Source organism: Alcanivorax sp. NBRC 102024 (genome assembly GCF_001602235.1).
Taxonomy (GTDB): Bacteria; Pseudomonadota; Gammaproteobacteria; order Pseudomonadales; family Alcanivoracaceae; genus Alcanivorax.
This window is the reverse complement of the sequence record NZ_BDAS01000005.1, coordinates 177,860-201,596: the sequence shown is the minus strand read 5'-3', so window position 1 is coordinate 201,596 and position 23,737 is coordinate 177,860. Positions and strand designations below refer to the sequence as shown.

Here is a 23,737-nt window from a genome sequence, read left to right as displayed (position 1 = left end):
GGCTTATTGTTATTAACATCAGTGTTAACCCATTCTCGAGGACCGGGGGCCGACTTACTGTTGATGTGCGGTTGCGCGATAGTTAACAGGAGGGGACATTCTTTGCAGAATGTTGCACGAATGTACCACACTATAATCCGCCAAGGTTCAGCCCCACGAGCCAGGCTGTTAAGGTAGCCGCAACCTCTGGATGGACCGCCCATGATCCGACTGAAACTTGCCCTGCTCTTGCTGCTGGCGCTGATCGCCTGCACCGCCCTCTGGCACCGGTACAAACCCCTGCCGGACGGTCTCGCCCATGAATCACCGCTGCTCCCTGCCATGGGGCTGAATCTGCTGGTGGATGACACCTGGGAAACCGCCGATGGCGGCCGGGGCATGCGTCAGCGCATTTTCGACGAGGCCCTGCGGTTGATCGAACAGGCCCGGCAACTGGTGGTGGTGGACATGTTCTTGTTCAACGCCTTTCAGGGCGCCGATGATGCCAGTTACCGGCCCCTGTCCGAGCAGCTGACCCGGGCACTGGTGGCCAAGAAACAGCAGCAACCGGATCTACCCGTTGTCATGATCACCGATCCCATCAACACCCTCTACGGCGGCCTGCACAGCGAGCACCTGGAGCGCCTGGAAAACGCCGGGGTGGTGGTGGCCACCACGCCCCTGCCACGGTTACGCGACTCCAATCCGAGCTGGTCCGGGATCTGGCGGATCTGCTGTCAGTGGCTGGGCAACAGCAACGAGGGGGGCTGGCTGCCCAACCCCATGGGGCCCGGCCAGGTCACCCTGCGCAGCTACCTGACCTTGCTCAATTTCAAGGCCAACCACCGCAAGACCCTGGTGGTGGATGAAGGCGACCGGTGGACCGCTCTGGTCACCACCGCCAACCCCCACGACGCCAGCAGTGCCCACAGCAATCTGGGCCTCACTTTCCAGGGCCCGGCCGTGGCGGAACTGCTGGACAGCGAACTGGCGGTGGTTCGCATGGCAGGCGTTCCGCTCCCGGATCTGCCCCCCGTCCCCACCGGTCCCACAGCGGACACCACCGCCGCCCAGCTGCAGGTACTCACCGAGGGCGCCATCCGTGACGCCTTGCTGGCCGCCGTGTCCCGCAGCCAGCGCGGTGAAGCGCTGGATGTGTCGGTGTTCTACCTGTCCCACCGTCCCCTGGTGAAGGCGCTATTGGCAGCCCATGAGCGAGGCGTTGCCGTACGCGTGCTGCTGGACCCCAACAAGGATGCATTCGGCCGCCAGAAAAACGGCATCCCCAACCGCCAGGTGGGCGCAGAACTCCATGCAGCGGGCATTACAGTGCGCTGGTGCAACACCCAGGGCGAGCAGTGCCATACCAAGATGTTGTTGCGCAGAGGCGCTGAACGCTCGGAAGTGATCATCGGCTCCGCCAATTTCACCCGCCGCAATCTGGACAACCTGAACCTGGAAAGCAGCGTGCGGGTGCTGGCGAAAACGGATCACGCGTTCATGGTGAATGCCCGATCCGCCTTTGCCAGACGTTGGGACAATCGTGACGGGGAGAAGCACAGTACCGATTACGGGGTGTACGCGGACGAAGCAAGCTGGAAGTACTGGGTGTATCGGGTAATGGAGTTTACCGGGTGGAGCAGTTTCTAGGGCAAAGGCGATTTTTTTACCACAGAGGGCACAGAGGACACTGAGGAAAAACAAGGCGCGTTCTTTGTAATCGCAAAGGCCCCAGTAGGAGCGTCGCTTGCGGCGCGATTCCATACGCTGGGTTATCGCGCCGCAAGCGACGCTCCTACAGAAAACGAGGATCTATTCCGTCGCCGAGGATTCTTTCACCGGGCGGTTGCGGTGCCAGTCGAGGCCAGAGACCGCTCCATTGATCAACCAGGCGGCGGCAACCAGGCCGCCGGCCATGGGCCAGCCCGAGGTTTCCGGCAGCAGGTCGGTGCCGGGTACAAACACCAGGAACAGCACGGTCTCCAGTACTGCCAGCAACAAGGGGGCCGCCAACCGAGCCGGGTAATGCAGCTCAATGCCCAGCCAGCGCAGAACGGCGCCGCCCATGCCAAGGCCAAGCCAGATAACGATCAGACCACCAATAATCACTGCCACCGTTAACGCTCCTGTTCCTGTTGTCCGTAGAGTGCCTCACGGCCGTGCCGGACCGCCATGCCTTCGCGCACTTTTTTCGGCAAGCCGCCCACCACCAGGGCGTAGGAATGGTCGATCATGCGCTCGATTTCCCCGCGCGGGATGGAGCCATCCAGCTTGAGGGTATTCCAGTGTTTCTTGTTCATGTGGTAACCGGGAGTCACCGCCGCGAAAATATCCCGCAGCGCCTGGGCCTGGTCCGGGTCGCACTTGAGATTCATGCGCCCTTGGCCCTGCTCTTCACTCAGCGTCGCGAACATCTTGTCACGGACTTTCATGACCGCCACATCCGGCCCAAAGGGAAAATCCTTGCGCGCTTCCGGCTTGCTCAGCAGGTAGGCTTCAGCGGCTTTTACGTCCATGATTCCGGTGTCCTGGTTGGCCGGCCATTGAGAAACCGTCGCCTGTCCGTGTCGCGTTGGCAGCAACGGCCATGGAGATGATACCGCCCCTGTTACCCACCGCCTACCGCACAACCGGTCGTTTGCACCGGAACAACAGGTGGGCACTGATGAGCATGTTGCCCGGGCCCCGGGCGCATCCGCCCAATAAAAAACCCCGGCGGGTAGCCGGGGTCTTGAGCTTCGACAGTACCCTTGTGAGGTGGGGCCGAAACAGGCCGAGAGTTTACCCGCTTGCGGAAAGGATCGCGACAACCCTGCAGCGGGGAATGCCCGGGTTAATGAAAAATAATGTCACCCGATGAACAGCCTCGCGCCATGAAAGCCATGCTCAAAACACCACCGCAAGCCCATTGGCGCCCCGGAACTGGCACGCCGCAGGCTCGCGATGGGGCAGGCATGCGCCCCGTTATCAGGAAATTTCCCGGGTTTCGCGGAACAGAATCTCCGGATGGCGTTCCTGGGCCAGCTGCAGGTTCACCCGGGTCGGCGCCAGATAGGTCAGGTGACCGGCGCCATCGCGGGACAGGTTGTCATAAGCTTTGCGTTCAAAGGCCGCCAGCTCTTTATCACTGTCGGCTTCGATCCAGCGGGCAGTGGCCACACTCACCGGCTCATAGCGGCAATCCACGCCGTATTCGCCTTTCAGCCGCGCTGCCACCACATCGAACTGCAGGGTGCCCACGGCGCCGAGAATCACGTCGTTGTTACGCAGCGGGAAGAACACCTGGGTGGCCCCCTCTTCCGCCAGCTGGGTCAGCCCCTTGTGCAGCTGCTTGCTCTTCAGGGGATCGTTGAGCACCACGCGCTGGAACAGTTCCGGGGCGAAGTGGGGAATGCCGGTGAAGGCCAGTTCTTCCCCTTCGGTGAAGGTATCCCCGATCTGGATGGTGCCGTGATTGTGCAGGCCGATGATATCGCCGGAGAAAGCCTCATCCACGTTGTCCCGCTCACCGGCCAGGAAGGTCAACGCATCGGGGATGCGCACGTCCTTGCCGGTGCGTACCTGTTTGAGCTTGATCCCTTTCTGGTACTTGCCGGAACAAATGCGCATGAAGGCAATACGGTCCCGGTGACGGGGGTCCATGTTCGCCTGGATCTTGAACACGAAGCCGGTCATCTTGGGTTCGTCGGCGGCCACCGTACGTGCGGTGGCGTCCCGGGGCTGGGGCGGCGGCGCCCAGTTCACCAGACCATCAAGCATGTGATCCACACCGAAGTTGCCCAGGGCGGTACCGAAGAACACCGGGGTCAGCTTGCCGGCCAGAAAACGCTCCAGGTCGAATTCGTGGCTGGCACCCTGCACCAGTTCCAGTGTCTCGCGCAGTTCTTCCGCGTAGTCCGCGCCGACGGCCTGGTCCAGCTCAGGATTGTCCAGCCCTTTCACTTCGCGCACGTCCTGCACGGTGTGGCCCTGGCCAGTCTTGTAGAGAACGGTGGTGTCGGTGAGCAGGTTATAGACGCCCTTGAAGCTCTTGCCCATACCGATGGGCCAGGTCACCGGGGCGCACTCGATCTTGAGCACGTCCTCGATTTCATCCAGCACTTCAATGCCGTCGCGGACATCCCGGTCCAGCTTGTTGATGAAGGTCAGGATCGGCGTGTCACGCAGGCGACACACTTCCATCAGCTTGACGGTCCGCTCCTCCACGCCCTTGGCGGCATCAATCACCATCAACGCTGAATCGACGGCGGTGAGGGTGCGATAGGTATCTTCGGAGAAGTCGGCGTGGCCGGGGGTATCCAGCAGGTTGACCGTGGCCCCCTTGTAGGGAAACTGCATCACCGAAGTGGTCACGGAAATGCCCCGCTCCTTCTCCATCTCCATCCAGTCGGAGGTGGCGTGTTTGCCGGACTTCTTGCCCTTAACGGTACCGGCGCTCTGGATCAGGTTTCCGTACAGCAGCAGCTTTTCGGTAATGGTGGTTTTACCGGCGTCCGGGTGCGAAATGATCGCGAAGGTGCGGCGCTTGGCCACCTGGTCTTGCAGGCTCATGGGGTTCCGACTCTGACTGGATATTTGCGAGGCGCGAGTATAGCAGCCTTGCGAATCCGTATCAGCGGGTAGCACCGCGCTGTCAGACGATACCGGAGCCCTTGAGCTGGCGCTGGCGCATCAGCAGATAGAGGGCAAAGCCCACCGCAACCCCGGGCACCACCCCCAGCAGCAACGCCAGCCAGCCACCGCGAATCTGGTAGCGCTGGCGCTCGAAGATCACCCAGATGGCGAGCACCACCCAGCACAGAATCACATCCGTGGCATAGCCCGCGGCAAAAGGATTCACAAACCCCCCGGCGGCAGCGGCGATAATGTCCGGGTTGGCCAGCAGCGGTGGAATGATCAGCACCGCAAACACCGCGCTAAAACTCAGTGCCACCAGCAATAACAATCGACGAAACAGTTTCTCTGACACAGGCTTGGTCCTCATTAACAGGTCTTCCGTGATAACCGTATCCTTGTGGATTTACTCTCGAGTGTCTACTGCAGGCTCCCAAACACTTCAGGGCAAGCGGAAAGCAGTGCTAGAGTGTCGGTTCCAGAACAACAAGGATGCCTGACCATGCCCGTTTATCTTCGCGCCTTCGCTGCCCTCTTTCTTGCCACGCTGTTGGTGGCCTGCAGCCGTACCCCGGATGCGGGTGATGCCCGCAACGCACTGGAGGCGGAATTGGACAATGCCCACCTGGCCGGCCTGCTGGCGGTCACCGATGTGGAAAAGCGCAATGGTTACGACGATGGTGATGGCCGTTACACGTTAGAGGTGGATTACCAGTTGAAGGCGAAAGAGGATTTGAGCGGCTACACCGACCAGATCAAGGGCCAGGAAGACCTGTCCGGCATGGATCGCTTTGCCATGATCATGACCCTTAGTGCCCTGCGCATGGAGCACGGCAACTTCAAGAAGGGCGATACTTTCCAGCGCCAGCGCGTGATCACCTTCCGGGATTCCGAAAACGGCTGGATGCCGATCCAGGAATAACGAGAAGCGGCAAGCCTCAAGCTACACGCTGCAAGGCGGGTTGGGCCGTACTAATCGAATCGTGCCATGCCCGCGCTCAACGTCACAACACCGAATCCAGGAGCGCCGCTGGCGGCGCGATTCGAGCCTTGGCGAGGGTTATGGTCTTTCTGTAGGAGCTTCGTTGAAATGCCAATGCCCAAGGAACCTTTCCCTATCCAGCGAGCGTAGCTCGTAGCTTGTTATTTATGCCCGCCGGAGAGCAGGCATTGCATCAGTACCGCATTCTCGTGGCCCTCTCCCCTGCGGTAATAATTCTTGCGCACACCACAGACCTCAAACCCCAGCTGACGATACAGTGCCTGGGCGCTTTGATTGCTTTCGCGCACCTCCAGATATACCACCGACATGGCATCGGCCCGGGCGGACGCCAGGGCCTGTTGCAACATCCTTCGGGCGATACCTCGGCGTTGCCAGGCGGGCGCCACTGTAATGTTGAGCACATGGGTTTCGTCGAGGATGCGCGAGAGGATCAGGAAGGCGACCAGCACATCGTCCACGGTGGCCACCTGACACAGATAGTTGTCGTTGCCCAGACAATCGCGAAAGTGGGCGCTGCTCCAGGGAGTCAACTGGGCCGCGGTTTCGATGGCCATGACCGCATCCAGATCTTCCAGCTCCATGGCGCGGATGAGCTCCTCGCGGGCGGGCTCACTCGCCATGGAAACCATTGGCCTGCATGGCTTGCCAGCTGGCCTTCTTGTGCTCGGCGGGCTCTGCCAGCATTTCCGCCAGGCTACTGACCACCAGCGCCGGTCGGCCCCCCAGCTGGAAGGGCTGATAGCGAGGCTGCTGAAACAGGGCATCACAGAGGCTGTCCGGCAGGCACAGCAGCACCCGCTCGCCACCAGCCTGTTCACAGAGGCCAGCAATAAACGCCGAGAGGGCCTGTGAGGCTTCTGCTGCCGGCATGGGCTGGTCGGTCAGCGGACAGAAGAAACGTCGCGGACGCTGGGGGCGCGCCTGAAACAGCGCCAGCAGGTTGGCCATCAGCGGCGCTTCAAACCGCCCCAGCCCCGGTGCCTGGCTGTCTTCCTGGGCGCACAGCAACCAGGTATCACCGCCAAGATGGGCCTCCAGGGTAAAGGTCAGCCCCCTGCCTTTCTCGACCGCGGGTGCCGCCGAAACGGGCTCCGGGGCCTCCGTGGGGGCTTCCGGGCTCTGGCTTTGTGGAGCCGTCGCAACCGGTGCCTCGCTGACCACCGGCGCCGCGGTCTGCGGCTGTGCCGGAGAAGGTGCAGCCTCTGCTGGCGATGCCGCCGGCGTCACCGGCTGATCGTTTTCCTCGTCCCAGTCCAGCAGCGGCGACGATGCCGCACCCGGCAACGGGGACCGGGCCACCCAGGGGGTCAGCCCCAGGGCTTTCAGGTAATGTTGTCGCTGGGCTTCATTCATAGGGCGCTCCGCACCGGTCGGATGTCCGACCAGAGACTCATACATCCGCCGCCTGCGGGTGGGCCCGTTCCAGGCCCGCCGCAAAATGGTTCAGCGCATTCAGGTAGGCCTTGGCCGAGGCAGTGATGATATCCACATCGGCACCGTGACCATTGACGATTCGCCCGCCCTTTTCCAGCCGCACCGTTACCTCACCCTGGCTGTCGGTGCCGGCGGTAATCGCGTTCACCGAATACAACTGCAGGGTGCTGTGGCTTTCCGCCAGCATCTCGATGGCCTTGAAGGCCGCGTCGACGGGACCGGCGCCGGTGGAGGTGGCCTCACGCTCCTGACCATCAATGGTCAGCACGATACGTGCTTCCGGGGTTTCGCCGGTGCGCGCCGTGGCTTCCAGCAGCACCAGTTTGAAACGTTCTTCTTCGGCGGCTTTCTTGGTATCGCTGACCAGCGCCTGCAGGTCCTCATCAAACACTTCGTGCTTCTTGTCGGCCAGATCCTTGAAGCGCTGGAAGGCCTCGTTCATGGCGGCTTCCGACGCAAAGGTGATGCCCAGCTCGTCCAGGCGAGCGCGGAAGGCAGCGCGGCCGGAATGCTTGCCCAGCACCATCCGGTTGGTATGCCAGCCCACATCCTCGGCGGACATGATCTCGTAGGTTTCCCGGTGTTTGAGTACCCCGTCCTGGTGGATACCGGACTCGTGGGCGAACGCGTTGGCGCCGACGATGGCCTTGTTGGGCTGCACCGGGAAGCCGGTGATCTGCGACACCATTTTCGAGGTGGGCACGATCTCTTTGGCGTTGATGCCGGTGTCCACGTTGAACAGATCCTGGCGGGTACGGACCGCCATGACGATTTCTTCCAGTGAGGCATTCCCCGCCCGCTCACCGAGACCGTTGATGGTGCACTCCACCTGCCGGGCACCGGCCTGGACGGCGGCCAGTGAATTGGCCACCGCCAACCCCAGGTCATTGTGACAATGGACAGAGAACACCGCCTTGTCCGCGTTGGGAATGCGGGTGAGCAGCTTGCCGATGGTGTCACCGAACTGCTCGGGAATGGCATAGCCCACTGTGTCAGGGATGTTGATGGTGGTGGCGCCGGCATCGATCACTGCCTCGATGATGCGGCACAGGAAATCCAGCTCGGAACGGCCCGCATCCTCACAGGAAAACTCCACATCCCCCATATGATTGCGGGCATGTTTTACCGCCGCCACCGCATGCTCGACCACCTGATCCGGCGCCAAGCGCAGCTTGTGCTGCATATGGATCGGGCTGGTCGCCAGGAAGGTATGAATGCGCCCGGATTCTGCCCCGGCCAGGGCTTCTGCCGCCCGGTCGATATCCGACGCCTTGGCACGGGCCAGGGAGCAAATGGTGGATTCGCGCACGGTGTCGGCAATGGCCTTCACCGACAGAAAGTCCCCCTGGCTGGCGATGGCGAAGCCGGCTTCGATCACATCCACCTTCATCCGTTCCAGGGCCTTGGCGATACGCAGCTTCTCGTCCTGGTCCATGGTGGCGCCGGGGCTCTGCTCGCCATCGCGCAGGGTGGTATCGAAAATAATCAGGCGTTCTTTGCTCATCGGGGTCTCTCTCTGGCGGGTGAGCCATCCAGCTCACCGAGCTGTAGGAGCTATGCTTGCAGGGCGAACGACGGTGGCAAGTTTCCTGCCACACAGTTGCCAACCCGAAGCCTCTTTGCCATGCGAGCATGGCTCCTACGGTGATTTGTCGTTGGGGTTTCCCTGAATTCTACACCAGTCGCAGGGTGCGCAGCACGGCTTCACGCAGGGCCTCTCCCGCCTCTCGCCCGGCGATTCCCTCTGCCAACCGAATCTTTTTGCCATCCACCTCGGCGATCAGCGTCATGTACTCGGTGCGGCGGCCATTGGTGGTGCTGCTCATGCCACTCTTGAGCACGACCTGCTCCGCCCTAAGCAGCTGTCCCTTGCGGGTAAACAGGGGCACACCCAGCCAGCGGCGCAGGCTGCGCACTTCGCCACCGCGAATCCACACATCCAGTCCGCGCCCCAGCGTAAAGAGGGTGCTGCCGACAATGGCATAGCCAATCAACCCGAAGATGCTGCCCATGACATACAGCATGAAACCTTCGCTGGCGGCAGCGATAAACAGCCCGGTGCCCACGGCGGCGAAAATACCCCCAAACACCAGTAGCGCCAGCTTCATGCCCAGGTGTCGGCCCGGACGACTTTCCAGGTGCAGACCCTGGCCGGTCTGCGCCACCCGGATCTGTTCGTTGGCGGACTCCAGCGCGTCCACCTGACGCTCGCGCTGGTCGGCCATGACATGGGATTCCGGCAGACGGAAACGGCTTTCCCCCTGCCCTGCCACCACCGGGATATCCCAGCTGCGTTTCAGCTTGCGCTCTTCTACCCTGCCCTCCAGCTCTACGCGCCAGCAGATATAATTGCGGCCACTCCCGGAGGTCGGTGGCTGCTCCGCCGGCACATCGAAACAGAACTGAATATCACTGCCTTGCTGGGTGGGCTGGCAAAAGGCCCGCTGGTCAATCTGCCAGAGAATGTCTTCCACGGTCTTGCGGTCCTTGCCGCTGCCGCTTTCCCGGCCACGGATACAGCTTAGCCATACGTCCATGTCCGTCTCCCGGGGCAGTGCCTTGCCCAGGCGGATGACGCCACCCACCTGCCCCCCGGCATGGCCCGGCTCCGGGTCAAGCTCCAGGGGAGTGGGGCCGAAAAACCGGTAATTACGGCGCATTTTCCAGCCTGCCCAGGCAATGCCGGCGCCCACGGCGGGAAACAGCAGCACCATCAGAATCGCGTAGTCACCCCGGCTGACCTTGTCCCAGACAGCCAGATACGCTGGCGACGGCAGCAGGATGAAAATGGCGCCAAACCCCACCAGAAACCAGTGACCGGATTTCTCATTGCTGTGGTACTGGCCGCCATCTGCCAGCTCGGCCTTGCCCTTGCTGTCCCGGTTAAACAGAAACATCAGGCCGCCGCCCACCAAGGCAAAGACACCACCGAAGGCCAGGCCAAACACCAGTGAGCCCCAACGCAGAGTGCGATCCAGAAACGCCTCGGAGGGATTCGCCGGGTTGACCCAGGCCAAGACAGTGCGTCCGTGGGTGCGAGCCGACTCCAGACGGCGGGCCAGACGCTGCCAGTAATCGTCGAAATTATCGCTGCCGCCATACTGGCTCACCGTATCGCTGGCGTAGCTTCGCCCGTTATAGTCATAACGATAGCGGGCGCTGACGCTGTAAGTGGTGGAACCGTCAGAATAACTGCGATTGAGAGTACTGCTAAGCACGGTGGCCGGCACCCTGTCCCAGCTACCGGACTGCCAGTATTGAAAGACGGGTTTGAGTCCCACAAAGAACATCACCGCCAGGCCTGCCACCAGGAAAACTCCGGGAAACAGGATGGTCATACACCCTGATCCCTTATCGTCTTTCTGCGTGTCCTGTTCTGTTTTTTCTGCGGTATTCGACACCGGTGATTCCCCCAAACAACAATACTCCGGCCAGGGCACCGTACAGGTGGGCATTCACATAAACCCGCCCGTCGATCCAGCTACGGAGATAATCCACGTCATAGCCTGCCTGCTGCTCAGTGACAATGCGCCCGGCGATCACCAGTAACACCAGCGAATGCAACCAGGGGTTACCCCGCCAGCCGATTAACAGACAGAAAACCAGCAAGCCATGAAGAATACCGGACAGGCCCACATAGTGCTGTAAACCGGTATCCAGAAAATACAACGCCAGGCCGGTTGCCAACCCACAGAACAGCAGCCAGCCCCAGAAACGCCCTCGATCCAGCAGGTCCGTGAAGAAATAACCGCACAGCACCAGCCCGGCCAGATTGAGCAGCATATGCCAGTGATTGAGATGCACCAGATGGCAGGTCAGCAGCCGCCAGATCTGACCCTGCTCGATGGCCCCACGGTCAAACCCCAGCCAGGGGTTAACCCATGCATGGGCCAGACCCAACACCACCATGAGGATCACCATCAGGGCGAAGTGCAGGCGGAGTTTGTTGTCTCTGGGTTGCATGGAGGTACCGGCTGAAAGAGAGCAGACATTATGGGGAGGCGGCAATAGAAGGTGCAACCCAAGCCGAGCCCCAACAGCCTCCCTGTAGGAGCGTCGCTCGCGGCGCGATAACCCAAAGTCTGAAAATACAGATTTACCACAGAGCGCACAGAGATCACCGAGTAAAAGAACAGGTTTGCTCGGTGATCTCTGTGCGCTCTGTGGTAAAAGTGCTTTTGGTCCAGAGCTGGTTATCGCGCCGCGAGCGGCGCTCCTACGGTGGGTTCAGGACAGATGCCCCATAAAAGAAAACCCCGCACAAGGCGGGGTTTTCTGTGGAGCGTGTGACGAGGGGGATGATTTACATCATGCCGCCCATACCGCCCATTCCACCCATGCCGCCCATATCCGGGGCGCCACCGCCGTTTTCTTCCGGCTTGTCCGCCACCATGGCTTCGGTGGTGATCATCAGGCCGGCGATGGAGGCCGCTGCCTGCAGTGCGGAACGGGTTACCTTGGCAGGATCCAGGATACCCATTTCCAGCATGTCACCGTATTCACCGGTGGCCGCGTTGTAACCGTAGTTACCTTTGCCGTTACGCACTTCCTGTACGATCACGGAAGCTTCAGCGCCGGCGTTGTAGGCGATCTGACGCAGGGGCATTTCCAGCGCACGGAAAGTCAGGGCAATACCGGCGTTCTGCTCGTCGTTGTCACCCTTGATGGTGCCGACGTTGGCCAGAGCGCGAACCAGGGCCACACCGCCGCCCGGTACCACACCCTCTTCTACCGCCGCACGGGTCGCATGCAGGGCATCGTCCACACGGGCTTTCTTCTCTTTCATTTCAATCTCGGTGGCCGCACCGATCTTGATCACCGCAACACCGCCGGCCAGCTTGGCCACGCGCTCTTGCAGTTTTTCCTTGTCGTAGTCAGAAGAAGAGTTCTCGATTTCCTTGCGGATCTGCTCCACGCGGGCATCGATATCAGCCTGCTGGCCAGCGCCATCAACAATGGTGGTGTTTTCCTTGTCGATGTTCACTTTCTTGGCGGTACCCAGATCTTCCAGGGACGCATTTTCCAGGCTCAGGCCCACTTCTTCGCTGATCACGGTACCGCCGGTGAGGATGGCGATGTCCTGCAGCATGGCCTTGCGACGGTCACCGAAGCCCGGCGCTTTCACGGCGGCGCACTTGATGATGCCGCGCATGTTGTTCACTACCAGGGTCGCCAGCGCTTCGCCTTCGATGTCTTCGGCGATGATCAGCAGCGGCTTGCCTGCCTTGGCCACATTTTCCAGGGCCGGCAACAGCTCGCGGATGTTGGAGATCTTCTTGTCCACCAGCAGGATGTAGGGGTCTTCCAGCTCGACCTGCATCTTCTCCTGGTTGTTGATGAAGTAGGGGCTCAGGTAACCGCGGTCAAACTGCATGCCCTCAACCACGTCCAGCTCGTTCTGCAGGGACTGGCCTTCTTCAACGGTGATAACACCTTCCTGGCCCACTTTTTCCATGGCCTGGGCGATGATCTCACCGACGGATTTATCGGCGTTGGCGGAAATGGTGCCCACCTGCTCGATGCTCTTGGTGTTGTCACACGGGGTGGACAGCTTCTTCAGCTCTTCCACCACGGCGGCCACAGCCTGGTCGATACCGCGTTTCAGGTCCATGGGGTTCATGCCGGCGGTGACAGACTTGAGGCCTTCGTTAACAAACGCCTGGGCCAGCACGGTGGCGGTGGTGGTGCCGTCGCCAGCTTCGTCGTTGGCCTTGGACGCCACTTCTTTCACCATCTGGGCGCCCATGTTCTCGAACTTGTCTTCCAGTTCGATTTCCTTGGCTACGGATACGCCATCCTTGGTGATGGCAGGCGCGCCAAAGGATTTTTCCAGTACCACGTTACGGCCTTTCGGGCCCAGGGTTACCTTGACCGCGTCGGCCAGGATGTTAACGCCTTTGGCCATACGCTGACGGGCTTCGTCACGGAACAGAATTTCTTTCGCCATGGTTCTTTACCTCTGCAAATCTTTACCCCGGAATGGGGTGAATACCCTTGCGGGCGTTCGTGTTCTTTCTTGGCTCTCGTACCCGGTCTTCAGCGCTTAGCCTTCGACCACGGCCAGAATTTCGGATTCGCTCATGATCAGCAGTTCTTCGCCGTCCACCTTCACGGTGTTACCGGCGTACTGACCGAAGATCACCTTGTCACCGGCTTTCACGTCCAGCGGACGTACATCACCGCTATCGGTGATCTTGCCGTTACCCACTGCGATCACTTCGCCGCGGGACGGCTTCTCGGCAGCGGAACCGGGCAGCACGATACCGCCAGCAGTCTTGGTTTCTTCCTCTTCACGGCGAACCAGCACGCGATCATGCAAAGGACGGATGCTCATTTTTCCTTAAACTCCCAGTTAGTTCGGTTGACACCCGAGCCGCTTCCCCAGCGGGCAGGGCTCGACAGTCGCAATTAGCACTCTAACGAGTCGAGTGCTAATCATAGTAATGATGCCAGAGCAGTCAATAGGGAATGTGACCTTTGAAAGCGCCGGTCCCGCGACCGCCTGCAGGACACAGGAGTGGGGCCGCAGCCCCGGGTTTCAAGGGGGCGGCGAAGAAAAATACTTTGCCGGACAAGGTAGCCCCGGCGTGCCGTTTGCCGTTTTTGCGAGTCTCTGAGCAATCCGGTCATTGGCCCGACCGGGGCTGCCCACCATAATCCGGGCCATCGTGAACCGACATTGCAAGGAATCACCATGGATCTGAAGCAGAAAGTGGTTGTTGTCACCGGCGCCGGCCGAGGCCTGGGCCGGGGTATTGCCACCTACTTTGCCGGCAAGGGCGCCCGCCTGGCCTGCGTGGACCTTAGCCAGGAAGACCTGGACGCCACTGTGGCGGCCTGCGAAGCCGCTGGCGGTGAAGCCCGTGCCTACCTGGCCAATGTGGCCAAGGAGGAAGAGGTAGAGAAACTGTTCAATGATGTGGTGGCCGACTTCGGCACCCTGCACGGTGTGGTCAACAATGCCGGCATCACCCGCGATGGTCTGCTGGTAAAGGCCAAGGACGGAGAAGTGGTCAGCAAGATGAGCCTGCAACAATGGCAGGCGGTGATCGACGTGAACCTGACCGGCGTGTTCCTGTGTGGTCGCGAAGCGGCAGCCAAAATGCTGGAGCTGGGTGTCGAGGAAGGGGTCATCGTCAACATTTCCTCCCTGGCTCGCCAGGGCAGCTTCGGCCAGAGCAACTATGCCGCCGCCAAGACCGGGGTGGTTGCCCTGGCCGAGGTGTGGGCGAAGGAACTGGCTCGCTACAACATCCGTACCGGCGCCGTGGCCCCCGGCACCATCAACACCGACATGCTGGCCGCCATGAAGCCGGAAGCCCGTGAACGCCTGATTCAGGCCGTGCCCCTGCAGCGTCTGGGTGAAGCGGAACACATCGCCCGCTCCGTGGCCTTTATTTTCGAGACCGATTACTTCACCGGCCGTTGTATCGATATGGATGGCGGGTTGCGGTAACACACCAGGTTCGAGTAACGAGTAACGACAGGCCCCGCAGAACAGAGTGACTGCGTTTCGAAACCCGCTTCTCGTTACTCGCCTTGCTCCAGGCCAAGCTAGTTTCTACGCCACTGCCTGATTTCAGGTTGCAGCATCCTGCTTTGCACGCAATGCTCCCCCCATGGACCCTGCATTCCGAGACGCCGTCTACCAGATTGTTGCCGCCATTCCGTCTGGCGCGGTGAGCAGCTATGGCGCCGTGGCCCGGCAGGCGGGCTTTCCCCGCCATGCCCGGTTTGTGGGTCGGCTGATGAGCCAGTTGCCCAGCGACACCCGTCTGCCCTGGCACCGGGTCTTGCGTGGAGACGGCCGGATAGCACTGGCAGGCACGCCGGCAGGGGAAGAACAGGTACAGCGACTGCGCAACGAAAATGTCACCGTCCTGAGCGGCCGGGTACCCCGCCAGTATTTCCTGGGCCGGTAATGCCCCCGCATCGCTCCTTGCGGACAAAGTGTCTATGATGAGCCCTTCGCCCATCGGCAACATCCGCCAAGAGACTTATGCCCCCACAATCGACCAGTTGGCAGCAATCCCTGAAAGCCTTCCTGCACCCCCGTGTAGTGACCATGTTCTTCTACGGGTTTTCTGCAGGCATTCCGTTACTCCTGATCTTCTCGTCGTTATCCTTGTGGCTTCGCGAGGCGGGCATTGATCGCTCCACCGTCACCTACTTCAGCTGGGCCGCGCTGGCCTATTCCTTCAAATTTCTCTGGGCGCCGCTGATTGACCGCTTACCCATCCCCGGCCTGACACGCTGGCTGGGACGCCGTCGCGCCTGGCTGCTGGTAGCCCAGGCCACGGTGGCCATTTCCGTCTTCAGTATCTCTCTGGTGGATCCCACACAACCCGGCGCGCTGAATCTGATGGCCTTTGCCGTGGTAATGCTCGGGTTTACCGCAGCCACGCAGGATATTGTCATTGATGCCTATCGCATCGAGTCTGCCGGGGCAGAATTACAGGCGCTGATGTCCTCGTCCTATATCGCCGGCTACCGGATAGGCATGCTCACCTCCGGTGCCGGCTCCCTGGTACTGGCAAGCTGGCTGGGCTCAACCAGCGAGGCCTACAGTTATCCCGCCTGGCAAACCACCTATGCGTTAATGGCCCTAACCATGCTGGTTGGCGCCATTACCACCTTGATTATTCGTGAGCCTGACAATCCCAGAACATCGCCCTACCAGTACAGCAGCAGCCAATACCTGAAATTCCTGACCATCTTTGTGGCCGGTATTGCCACATTTATCAGCGTCTACGTCATGACCGCCGAGCTCGCCACGGCCCTGCGCACCACCCTGACTGACCTTCTCCACAATGGGGTCTTGTCCGGGCTGATCGTGGAGACACTTCGCCTTACCCTGGCCATTCTGACGGTTGCCGTGGTAATCAAGGCCCTCTCGCTGACACCGTTGTATGAAAAGCGTCTGGTCACCGAGAGCTACCTGGAACCGGTGAGAGATTTCTTCCAGCGTTACGGCAAACGATTGGCGTTACTGCTGTTGGTGTTTATCGGTTTTTATCGCATCTCGGATATTGTTCTCGGGGTGATTTCCAATGTCTTCTTTGAAGATATTGGCTTTACCAAAACCGAGATTGCCGGGGTGGTAAAAACCTTCGGGTTGTTTATGACCATCGCAGGCGGTTTTCTGGGGGGGCTGCTGGCGGTCCGACACGGGGTCATACGCGTGCTCTACCTGGGGGCATTCCTGACCGTGGCCACCAATTTGCTGTTTCTCTGGCTGGCCTTCGCGGGCCACGATATCCGCATTTTGTATGCGGTGATCTCTGCCGATAACTTGACCGCTGGCCTGGCCAGCGCCGCCTTTGTGGCCTTCCTCTCCCAGCTGACCAATGTGTCGTTCACCGCCGTCCAGTACGCCATTTTCAGCTCCCTGATGACGCTCCTGCCCAAAACCATTGGCGGCTATTCCGGCAGCATGGTGGATAATCTGGGTTATCCCGGTTTTTTCCTGCTGGCCAGTCTGATGGGCGTGCCGGTGCTGGGATTGATCTATCTGATCCAGCGCCATGAGGCCTTCCGGCAGTAAGGCTGCGCCCCGACCCGGCAGGGAGACAGTATACTTTTCAATCAATTGACAAACCGGCTATAGTGGACACTTACAAAAAACAACAATAAGAACACACGGATGAGTGACTCGGAACTCGATATTCTGGTGGTGGACGATGCCCGCTTCTCGGCGGCGGTGGTCAATCGTACCCTCGCCACTGCCGGTTATACCCGCATTCGCCACGCCCACAGCGCCCAGGACGCTCTCGGCCAATTGACCGAACAACCCGCCGACCTGGTGGTGGCGGACTGGCTGATGCCCGGCATGGACGGCCTGGAATTGACCCGTCGCATTCGTCAAAACGACGAAGCCAGCAATCGCTACACCTATGTGCTGCTACTCACCGCCCGCGAAGGCGTGGCGGCCTTGCAACAGGCCTTTGACCAGGGCGTGGACGATTTTGTGTCCAAATCCGCCATGACCGAGCAACTGCATCACCGGGTGATGGCGGCAGACCGGATCATTCAGCGTCACAACCGCATACAAACCGACTACCAGCGCATGCTGACCGTAAACCGTCAGCTCAAACGCCACGCCCTCATCGATCCCCTCACCGGTTTCGGTAATCGCCAGGACGCCCTGCGCGCCCTGCAGAATACCCTCAAGCAGGCAGAAAAACGGGGCGGCGCCGCCTGCCTGTTGATGCTGCGCCTGGAAGACTTCGAGGCCCTGCGTGCCCAGCGGGGCGACAAGGTAATGCAGCAGGGGGTCCTGGCGTTCAGCCGGCGCCTGCGCCAGTCGGTGCGTCCCATGGATCATCTCTGCCGGTTGCAGACCGACCAGTTTGCCCTGATCACCTGGCAACCCCAGTTGAGCCATTGCGATCCCACCGGTTTCCGGCGCTTGTATGAAGGGCTCAACCACCGGGCCTACCAGACCGCTGCCGGCTTTCTGAGCTTGCAGGTAAGCATGGCAATCGCTGCCTCCGAAGGCCATGGCAGTGCCGAGCAGATGTTCGACCAGGCCCTGGTGGAGCTGGATCAGTCCCTCAGCGAACGACGCATTGTCTCGGCCACCGCCAACGTGTGACTTGACGCCGCCCCACCGCGTCCCGATTTGAGCGTCGACACCCGGTTCCCGCTTCCAATCTGATATTGCCGCTCACGGCCATCCGCCGACAACAATCTCCCCGATCTCTGTGCTCTCTGTGCCGGCTGTGGTACAAAACCATTCTTTGCGGTTGGACACCATGCCACACACTCTTCCCCACTGGTTTTTGCTCGGGGCCGGCAATATGGGCTCGCTGGCGGCCTGGTATCTGACCCGGGCCGGGCACCGGATCACCGTGATTCGTGACGCCACCGCCTCGCCATTGAAAAAAACGCTCTGGCTGCCGGACGGACAGCCGCACGCCTTTTCACTGCCTGTGCTGGCGCCTGCCGCCCTGCCCGACCGGATCGACCATTTACTGGTAGCCGTCAAAACCCCATATACCCGCCAGGCGATGGCGACCGTGGCTGACCGTCTCGATAACGGCGCCCGGGTATTGCGTTTTCAGAACGGCATCGGCGCCCTGGACGGTTTATTGCCAGCGGGCTGTCAGCTGATGGAGGCGATCACCACCAGCGCCGTCAAAGGGCAACATCCCACCCATACCGTGGTGGCGGAAAATGCCACCTGGCTGGGTGGCAGCAGCCCCCCGCCTGACTGGTTTGCCACCCTGGCCAAACACTGGGCCCACCTGCACTGGGAGGACGATATCCGCCCGCGCCAGTGGCACAAGCTGGTCGCCAATGCGGTAATCAATCCGTTGACCGCCCTCCACGATGTGCCCAATGGCCGGGTGAGTGACGACCCGGTCCTGCGCGAACAGGCCCAGCAACTTTGCCGGGAAGCAGATCAGATACTGCAGCACCTGGATCCGGCATGGCCCGGTCATTCCATGGACAATGTGCTCGCCGTGGCCCGGGCCACCGCCGGCAACACCTCCTCCATGCGCGCTGACCGGCAACGGGGCGCTCCCACGGAGGTGGATGCCATCAATGGCTGGCTGGTGAAGCAGGCAGAGAAACTGGGCTTGGCAGTTCCCGCCAACAGGCAGGTGGTCACGGCACTAACGGTGCGCTAAAACCGTGACGAAATATGCGGTTCGAGAAGCGACAACCAGGCTTTCCCGGCGGTCATGGTTTTGCTCTTCGAAACTCGCTTCTCGAACCTCGAACCTCAATGCCCCCCGCCCTACCCTTTCTGAGTCATCCCGACCGCTGCGGCTTTTACCCATCAGCACTGGAATTAGACGCGGTTTTTCGCCATCGTAGCGGGCACTTCTCCGGATTCGTGGAACACCGATGCAACCTCGACATCTTCTGGCCATAGGCCTGATTGCCTCCAGCGGCCTGACCCTGGCTGATAACGAAATCAAGGCGGTAAAAGTCAGTGGCGCCAGTCATCCCAGCCTGGCCGGGGAGCTGCCCACCGGCACCCTGACCTTGGACCGGGAAACCCTGGCCAGCATGCCCGCCAGCAACCTGACGGAAGTGCTGGATACCGTGGGCGGCCTGCAGGCCAGTCAGCTCTTTGGCATTAACGGCAGCGAGGCCAGCCTGGACCTGCTGGGCTTTGGCGCCACCGCCAACCAGAACACCCTGATCCTGCTCAATGGTCGCCGCCTCTCGAATATTGATCTGGCCAGCCCCTTCCTCAGTGGCATTCCCCTGGCCGCCATTGAGCGTATCGAGATCCTTCCTGGCGCGGGTGCAGCCTTGTACGGCAATGGCGCCGTGGGCGGGGTGATCAATATCATCACCCGCCGCCGCTATGAAAACAGCGCCGGGCTGGAAGTGAATGGCGGCAGCTATGGCACCCTTGGCGGCAGCGGCTATGCCACTGGCCAGCAGGGCAACCTGAGCGGCGCCGTGGCCATCAGCACCCTGGACAGCGACGGGTACCGGGACAACAACGCGGTGCGCAATCACAGCGCCTTCGCCGATGTGCGCTACCAGGAGGAAGGTATCGAAGCCTACTTCACCGCCAGCGGCGAAGACCAGGAACTGGGCCTGCCCGGCGGTCGCACCGACGCGCAATTTCGCAATGACCCACAGGGGACCGACACTCCCTTCGATAATGCCGAACAGGACAATTACTGGCTGATGCCGGGCCTGCGCATCGCCTTGCGCGGTAACACCGCGCTGACCCTGGAAGCCAGCAAACGCCGCCAGCAGCAGGCGTTTGAATACGTTTCCAGCGGCAGCGTGGGGGAAACCGTGGTTGAGAGCATCAGCGTCACCCCCAAACTGGAAGGTCAGCACACCACCGGTAGCGCAGTGCACAACTGGACCCTGGGTCTGGATCTGAACGAATACGACTACGACAGCCAGACCAGTTTCGGTGACCGGGAACTGGAACAGAGCCAGCGGGCCTGGTATCTGCACAACCTGGTCAGCCTGACCCCGAAACTTTCCGTCAGCGCCGGGGCCCGCAAGCTGGAAAGCACCCTTAGCGGCGAAGGACAAGACAAGGAGCAGGACGGCGAAATGTACGAGGGCGGGATTCGCTATACCTTCACCGGCAACCTGGCCCTGTTCGCCGGCGCCCAGCGCAGTGTGCGTATTGCCAATGTGGATGAACTGAGTCCTTTCAATCCCCCCATTGATCCGCAAACCGGCAAGGGCTACACCGCCGGGGCCAGCTGGTCCCAGGGACGTCAGCACTCCACCCTGACTTTCTGGCGGGCCGAGATCGACAACGAGATCGTCTTCGACCCAACCGTCGGTGCCTTTGGTAGCAACCGTAACCTGGAAGATCGCACCGTGCACAAGGGCGTCAGCATCAACTCCCGCTGGCGGCTGGACAAGGACCTGATGCTGACCATCAATGCCAGCGCCCAGCAGGCCCGCTTCGACGGTGGCCCCTTCGACCGCAACGACGTCCCGCTGGTGCCGGAACAGACGATGCAACTGATTGCCGACTGGCAGGCCCTGTCCTGGCTGTCCACCCAGATCAGCCACCGCTATGTGGGGGATCGACGGTTCGACGGGGACCTGGACAACCGCTTCCGCAAACTGGACCACTACCGCACCACGGACCTGCAGCTGACTGCTCGCTACCGGGCCATGTACCTCAAGGCCGGGGTCTACAACCTGGAAGATCACCAGGTGGTGGATTACGGTAACTTCAGCAACACCACAAACACGGCCACGCTGTATCCGTTACCGGAACGTCATTACCGCGCCGCGTTTGGCATGGAATTCTAAGGTCATACCCCAACCCCGTTGGAGCCTTGCTCGCAAGGCGAATGAGGTTAACGCTTCGCCTTGCAAGCAAGGCTCCAACGGGAAAAGAGTGATACGCGCCCCCATCAGGAGCCACCATGAGCGACAAGGACAAGACCCGCATCAACCGGGTAATTACCCGCACCGGCGACCGTGGCGACACCGGGCTTGCCGATGGCAGTCGGGTGAGCAAATGGCATCCGCGCATTCAGGTACTGGGTGAGCTGGATGAGCTGAACAGCGCCCTGGGGGTACTGCGAGCCCGGTCCCTGGATACGGATCTGGATACCGTGCTCGGCCTGGCCCAGCAATTGCTGTTCGATATCGGTGGCGAGCTGGCGATCCCCGGTCGCCGGGTCATCGACGATCACGATCTGGTGGAACTGGAATCCCGGGCGGATACCTTCAATGCGGAGCTGCCGCCGCTGAAAGAGTTCGTTCTCCCCGGGGGCCACCCGGATGCCGCCTGGTGCCATCACTGTCGCACGGTCGCCCGGCGCACCGAACGCCACCTTGTTGCCCTTCTGGAAGCCGACGAAGACGCCGTCAATCCGGTCAGCCTGGCTCTGATCAATCGCCTTTCTGATCTGCTATTCGTGATGGCCCGGGTGATCAATCTGCGCCAGGAATCACCGGAGACGCTTTGGACGCCGAAAGGCTGAGGAACAAGTTGCAACGGCCATTGTGAAAACATTGTGCAACCCTGACGCAAAAGCAGAGGCCCAGGCTACACTGTAAGCCCGGATTGATGATGTTTTGCCATGGGCATCCGCAACAAACTCTTTGTCATTTTCCTTTCCACCTTCCTGGTGCTCACCCTGGCGGCCAGCGGTTTCTATTACCTGGCCTTTCTGGGCAGCCTGGAAACCTATCTGGATGAACGCCAGCAGGCCCAGGTAGAAAGGCTGGCAGATCATCTGGGTCTGCTCTACCAGCAACGTGGCGGCTGGCAATTCCTGATGGACGATCCCCGCCTGCTTAAACGACTCTACCGGCTGGCCGGCGACCGGGATGATGACCGGGACAGCCGTGCTGATCACCGCCACCTGCAACTGCTGGATGCACATCGGCAGCGGCTGCTGGGCCCACCGGTGCCACCGAAATTCCGTTCGGAAATCCCCGTCCAGGTCGGCCCTGGTATCGTTGGCTACCTGACTTACCCGGACCAGGAAGCCATCCGCGACAAGCTGGACCAGCGCTTCATGGGCCGCCAACTGCGCTTCATCGGCTGGATGCTGTTTGTCGGTGTCTTGCTGTCACTGCTGGTCTCCTGGCTGCTGGCTCGCCACCTGGTGGCTCCGATTCTGGCCCTGTCCAAGCACACCCGCGATCTCCAGGAAGGCCATTACAGCGCCCGTCTGGAAAGCCGGCGCCGGGACGAACTGGGTACGCTCACCGACCAGGTGAATCAGTTGGCACAACGACTGGATCAGGGGCAGCAAGCCCGTCAACGCTGGTTCTCGGACATTGCCCACGAGCTGCGCACCCCGGTGGCAATCCTGCAGGGGGAACTGGAAGCCATCAGCGATGGCATTCGCCCCTTGAGCCCGGCGTTCATCAAGTCCCTGGAAGGAGAAGTGGCCCAGCTCACCCACCTGATCAACGACCTGCACGATCTGGCGCTGGCCGACGGTGGCAATCTGCGTTACCAGTTCCATCGAGACGATCTGGCGGACCTGCTTGGCGAGGTGGTCGACAGTTATCGCAACAGCTTTAGCCAGCAGAGCATCAGCCTGGAAACCCATCTTCCCGACCGAGCCGTTATCGATATGGACCCGGTGCGTATTCGCCAGTTGCTGGACAACCTGATGCAGAATTCGCTCAAGTACACGGCCAGCGGCGGGACCTTGAGCCTGTCCCTGACACAACAGTCAGGCCAATGGGAACTCCTTGTCGACGACAGCGCCCCCGGCGTGCCCGACGATGCCCTGCCCCGCCTGTTCGATCATCTCTACCGGGTGGAAAGCTCTCGCAACCGCCGCACGGGGGGGGCCGGCCTGGGGCTGGCTATCTGCCAGCGGATTATTGAAGCCCATGGCGGCACCATTGCGGCAGCACACAGTCCTCTGGGCGGCGTTCGCATCTGCATTACCCTGCCGGGAGGCGCCCCATGAATCGCATCCTGATCGTGGAAGACGAGCCCCGCCTGTCACAACTGATGGCGGACTATCTCCAGCACGCGCACTTTCACACCGAGCAGACTGACAGCGCAAGGCAGGCTATGGCGTTGGCAAAAAAGGAACACTTTCAGGCCATTCTGCTGGATCTGATGCTACCGGATGGTGATGGTATGGAAGTGTGCAAGGCCATTCGCCAACACAGCCAGGTGCCGATCCTGATGGTCACCGCCCGGGTGGATGAAGTGGATCGTCTGCTGGGCCTGGAGCTGGGCGCCGATGATTATATCTGCAAGCCCTTCAGCCCCCGGGAAGTGGTGGCCAGGGTCAAGGCGGTATTGCGCCGGGCCAATCCGCAACAAGACAGTTCCACCCCCACCCTGACTCTGGACGAGGAGCGTTATGAGGCAGTCATGGGTTCACAGCGGGTCGCTCTCACCGCCATTGAGTTTGCCCTGCTTGCCACCCTGGCCCGCCACCCCGGCCGTATCTGGTCCCGGGACCAGTTGATGGATGAAATCTACCAGGATCACCGGGTAGTGTCCGACCGCACCATCGACAGCCACATCCGCAAACTGCGCCGCAAACTCAGCGACGGGGATGACGCATCCCATGACTGGATCGGCAGTGTTTACGGAGTGGGATACCGGTTGGAGCAGCCATAACAGCCGCAAGCGACAAGCCTCAAGCTGCAACATGGTGAAAGGTTTTATGATCGAAAACCGCTGAGGCCGCGCCCCTACTTTGGGCGCGGCCTCAGCGCTGAAAAGCACAGAATCCAGGATTCGCGTTTTAGCTTGCAGCTTGAGGCTTG

General features: G+C 60.9%; 22 protein-coding genes. 11 read left to right on the top strand and 11 right to left on the bottom strand.

Going from position 1 to position 23,737, the window contains the following annotated elements:
• The first annotated feature begins 201 nt into the window (after window positions 1-201).
• On the top strand, window positions 202-1,629 hold the full coding sequence (locus A0251_RS10375; protein WP_062816769.1) for a phospholipase D family protein: 1,428 nt from the start codon (window positions 202-204) through the stop codon (window positions 1,627-1,629).
• 162 nt (window positions 1,630-1,791) lie between these two features.
• On the opposite strand, the gene A0251_RS10370 is transcribed toward A0251_RS10375, so the two are convergent.
• The 4 genes from A0251_RS10370 to A0251_RS10355 form a co-directional block, all read right to left on the bottom strand.
• Window positions 1,792-2,094, bottom strand: a complete 303-nt coding sequence (locus tag A0251_RS10370; protein ID WP_062816768.1) for a hypothetical protein — start codon at window positions 2,092-2,094, stop codon at window positions 1,792-1,794.
• Between the two features lie 2 nt (window positions 2,095-2,096).
• Window positions 2,097-2,495, bottom strand: coding sequence for an MmcQ/YjbR family DNA-binding protein (locus A0251_RS10365; RefSeq protein WP_062816767.1), 399 nt, complete (start codon window positions 2,493-2,495; stop codon window positions 2,097-2,099).
• Between the two features lie 451 nt (window positions 2,496-2,946).
• Window positions 2,947-4,530, bottom strand: coding sequence for a peptide chain release factor 3 (prfC, locus tag A0251_RS10360; RefSeq protein ID WP_062816766.1), 1,584 nt, complete (start codon window positions 4,528-4,530; stop codon window positions 2,947-2,949).
• An 82-nt stretch (window positions 4,531-4,612) separates the two neighbouring features.
• Entirely contained in the window at window positions 4,613-4,948 is a 336-nt protein-coding gene (locus A0251_RS10355; RefSeq protein WP_062816840.1) for a DUF2834 domain-containing protein, read from the bottom strand.
• 147 nt (window positions 4,949-5,095) lie between these two features.
• Between A0251_RS10355 and A0251_RS10350 the strand changes: the two genes are divergently transcribed.
• Entirely contained in the window at window positions 5,096-5,515 is a 420-nt protein-coding gene (locus A0251_RS10350) for a hypothetical protein (RefSeq protein WP_062816765.1), read from the top strand.
• Window positions 5,516-5,736: 221 nt separating this feature from the next.
• Here the strand turns inward: A0251_RS10350 and rimI are convergent, their stop codons facing one another.
• From rimI to groES, 7 genes are all read right to left on the bottom strand, one after another.
• On the bottom strand, window positions 5,737-6,216 hold the full coding sequence (rimI, locus tag A0251_RS10345) for a ribosomal protein S18-alanine N-acetyltransferase (protein WP_231874210.1): 480 nt from the start codon (window positions 6,214-6,216) through the stop codon (window positions 5,737-5,739).
• Window positions 6,206-6,949, bottom strand: coding sequence for a hypothetical protein (locus tag A0251_RS10340; RefSeq protein WP_062816763.1), 744 nt, complete (start codon window positions 6,947-6,949; stop codon window positions 6,206-6,208). Before A0251_RS10340 ends, rimI begins: the two co-directional genes overlap by 11 nt.
• A 37-nt stretch (window positions 6,950-6,986) precedes the next feature.
• On the bottom strand, window positions 6,987-8,534 hold the full coding sequence (locus A0251_RS10335; RefSeq protein WP_062816762.1) for a 2-isopropylmalate synthase: 1,548 nt from the start codon (window positions 8,532-8,534) through the stop codon (window positions 6,987-6,989).
• Window positions 8,535-8,703: 169 nt separating this feature from the next.
• On the bottom strand, window positions 8,704-10,368 hold the full coding sequence (locus A0251_RS10330; RefSeq protein WP_062816761.1) for a DUF3592 domain-containing protein: 1,665 nt from the start codon (window positions 10,366-10,368) through the stop codon (window positions 8,704-8,706).
• A 13-nt stretch (window positions 10,369-10,381) separates the two neighbouring features.
• The gene (rrtA, locus tag A0251_RS10325) at window positions 10,382-10,993 is read right to left on the bottom strand and encodes a rhombosortase (RefSeq protein ID WP_062816760.1); all 612 of its coding nucleotides are present in this window, start codon (window positions 10,991-10,993) and stop codon (window positions 10,382-10,384) included.
• 340 nt (window positions 10,994-11,333) lie between these two features.
• The gene (gene groL / locus A0251_RS10320; protein ID WP_062816759.1) at window positions 11,334-12,977 is read right to left on the bottom strand and encodes a chaperonin GroEL; all 1,644 of its coding nucleotides are present in this window, start codon (window positions 12,975-12,977) and stop codon (window positions 11,334-11,336) included.
• Between the two features lie 96 nt (window positions 12,978-13,073).
• Window positions 13,074-13,364 carry a co-chaperone GroES gene (gene groES, locus A0251_RS10315; RefSeq protein ID WP_062816758.1) on the bottom strand — a complete coding sequence of 97 codons (291 nt, stop codon included), beginning with the start codon at window positions 13,362-13,364 and terminating at the stop codon, window positions 13,074-13,076.
• Between the two features lie 360 nt (window positions 13,365-13,724).
• On the opposite strand from groES, the gene A0251_RS10310 reads away from it, so the two are divergent.
• The 9 genes from A0251_RS10310 (at window position 13,725) to A0251_RS10270 (ending at window position 23,588) form a co-directional block, all read left to right on the top strand.
• Window positions 13,725-14,486 (top strand): SDR family oxidoreductase, encoded by a 762-nt coding sequence (locus tag A0251_RS10310; protein ID WP_062816757.1) that lies wholly within the window; start codon window positions 13,725-13,727, stop codon window positions 14,484-14,486.
• A gap of 163 nt (window positions 14,487-14,649) precedes the next feature.
• Window positions 14,650-14,952: an MGMT family protein gene (locus A0251_RS10305; protein ID WP_062816756.1), complete on the top strand. Its 303-nt coding sequence runs from the start codon at window positions 14,650-14,652 to the stop codon at window positions 14,950-14,952.
• Between the two features lie 77 nt (window positions 14,953-15,029).
• The gene (locus tag A0251_RS10300; protein ID WP_062816755.1) at window positions 15,030-16,574 is read left to right on the top strand and encodes an AmpG family muropeptide MFS transporter; all 1,545 of its coding nucleotides are present in this window, start codon (window positions 15,030-15,032) and stop codon (window positions 16,572-16,574) included.
• Window positions 16,575-16,673: 99 nt separating this feature from the next.
• Window positions 16,674-17,624, top strand: coding sequence for a response regulator (locus A0251_RS10295; protein WP_062816754.1), 951 nt, complete (start codon window positions 16,674-16,676; stop codon window positions 17,622-17,624).
• Window positions 17,625-17,784: 160 nt separating this feature from the next.
• Entirely contained in the window at window positions 17,785-18,663 is an 879-nt protein-coding gene (locus A0251_RS10290; RefSeq protein ID WP_062816753.1) for a ketopantoate reductase family protein, read from the top strand.
• A gap of 220 nt (window positions 18,664-18,883) precedes the next feature.
• Window positions 18,884-20,788: a TonB-dependent siderophore receptor gene (locus tag A0251_RS10285; RefSeq protein ID WP_062816752.1), complete on the top strand. Its 1,905-nt coding sequence runs from the start codon at window positions 18,884-18,886 to the stop codon at window positions 20,786-20,788.
• Window positions 20,789-20,904: 116 nt separating this feature from the next.
• Window positions 20,905-21,468: a cob(I)yrinic acid a,c-diamide adenosyltransferase gene (locus A0251_RS10280; RefSeq protein WP_062816751.1), complete on the top strand. Its 564-nt coding sequence runs from the start codon at window positions 20,905-20,907 to the stop codon at window positions 21,466-21,468.
• A gap of 99 nt (window positions 21,469-21,567) precedes the next feature.
• Window positions 21,568-22,920: an ATP-binding protein gene (locus A0251_RS10275; RefSeq protein ID WP_062816750.1), complete on the top strand. Its 1,353-nt coding sequence runs from the start codon at window positions 21,568-21,570 to the stop codon at window positions 22,918-22,920.
• Complete coding sequence (locus tag A0251_RS10270) at window positions 22,917-23,588, top strand: response regulator (protein ID WP_062816749.1); 672 nt, start codon at window positions 22,917-22,919, stop codon at window positions 23,586-23,588. Before A0251_RS10275 ends, A0251_RS10270 begins: the two co-directional genes overlap by 4 nt.
• Window positions 23,589-23,737 lie beyond the last annotated feature (149 nt).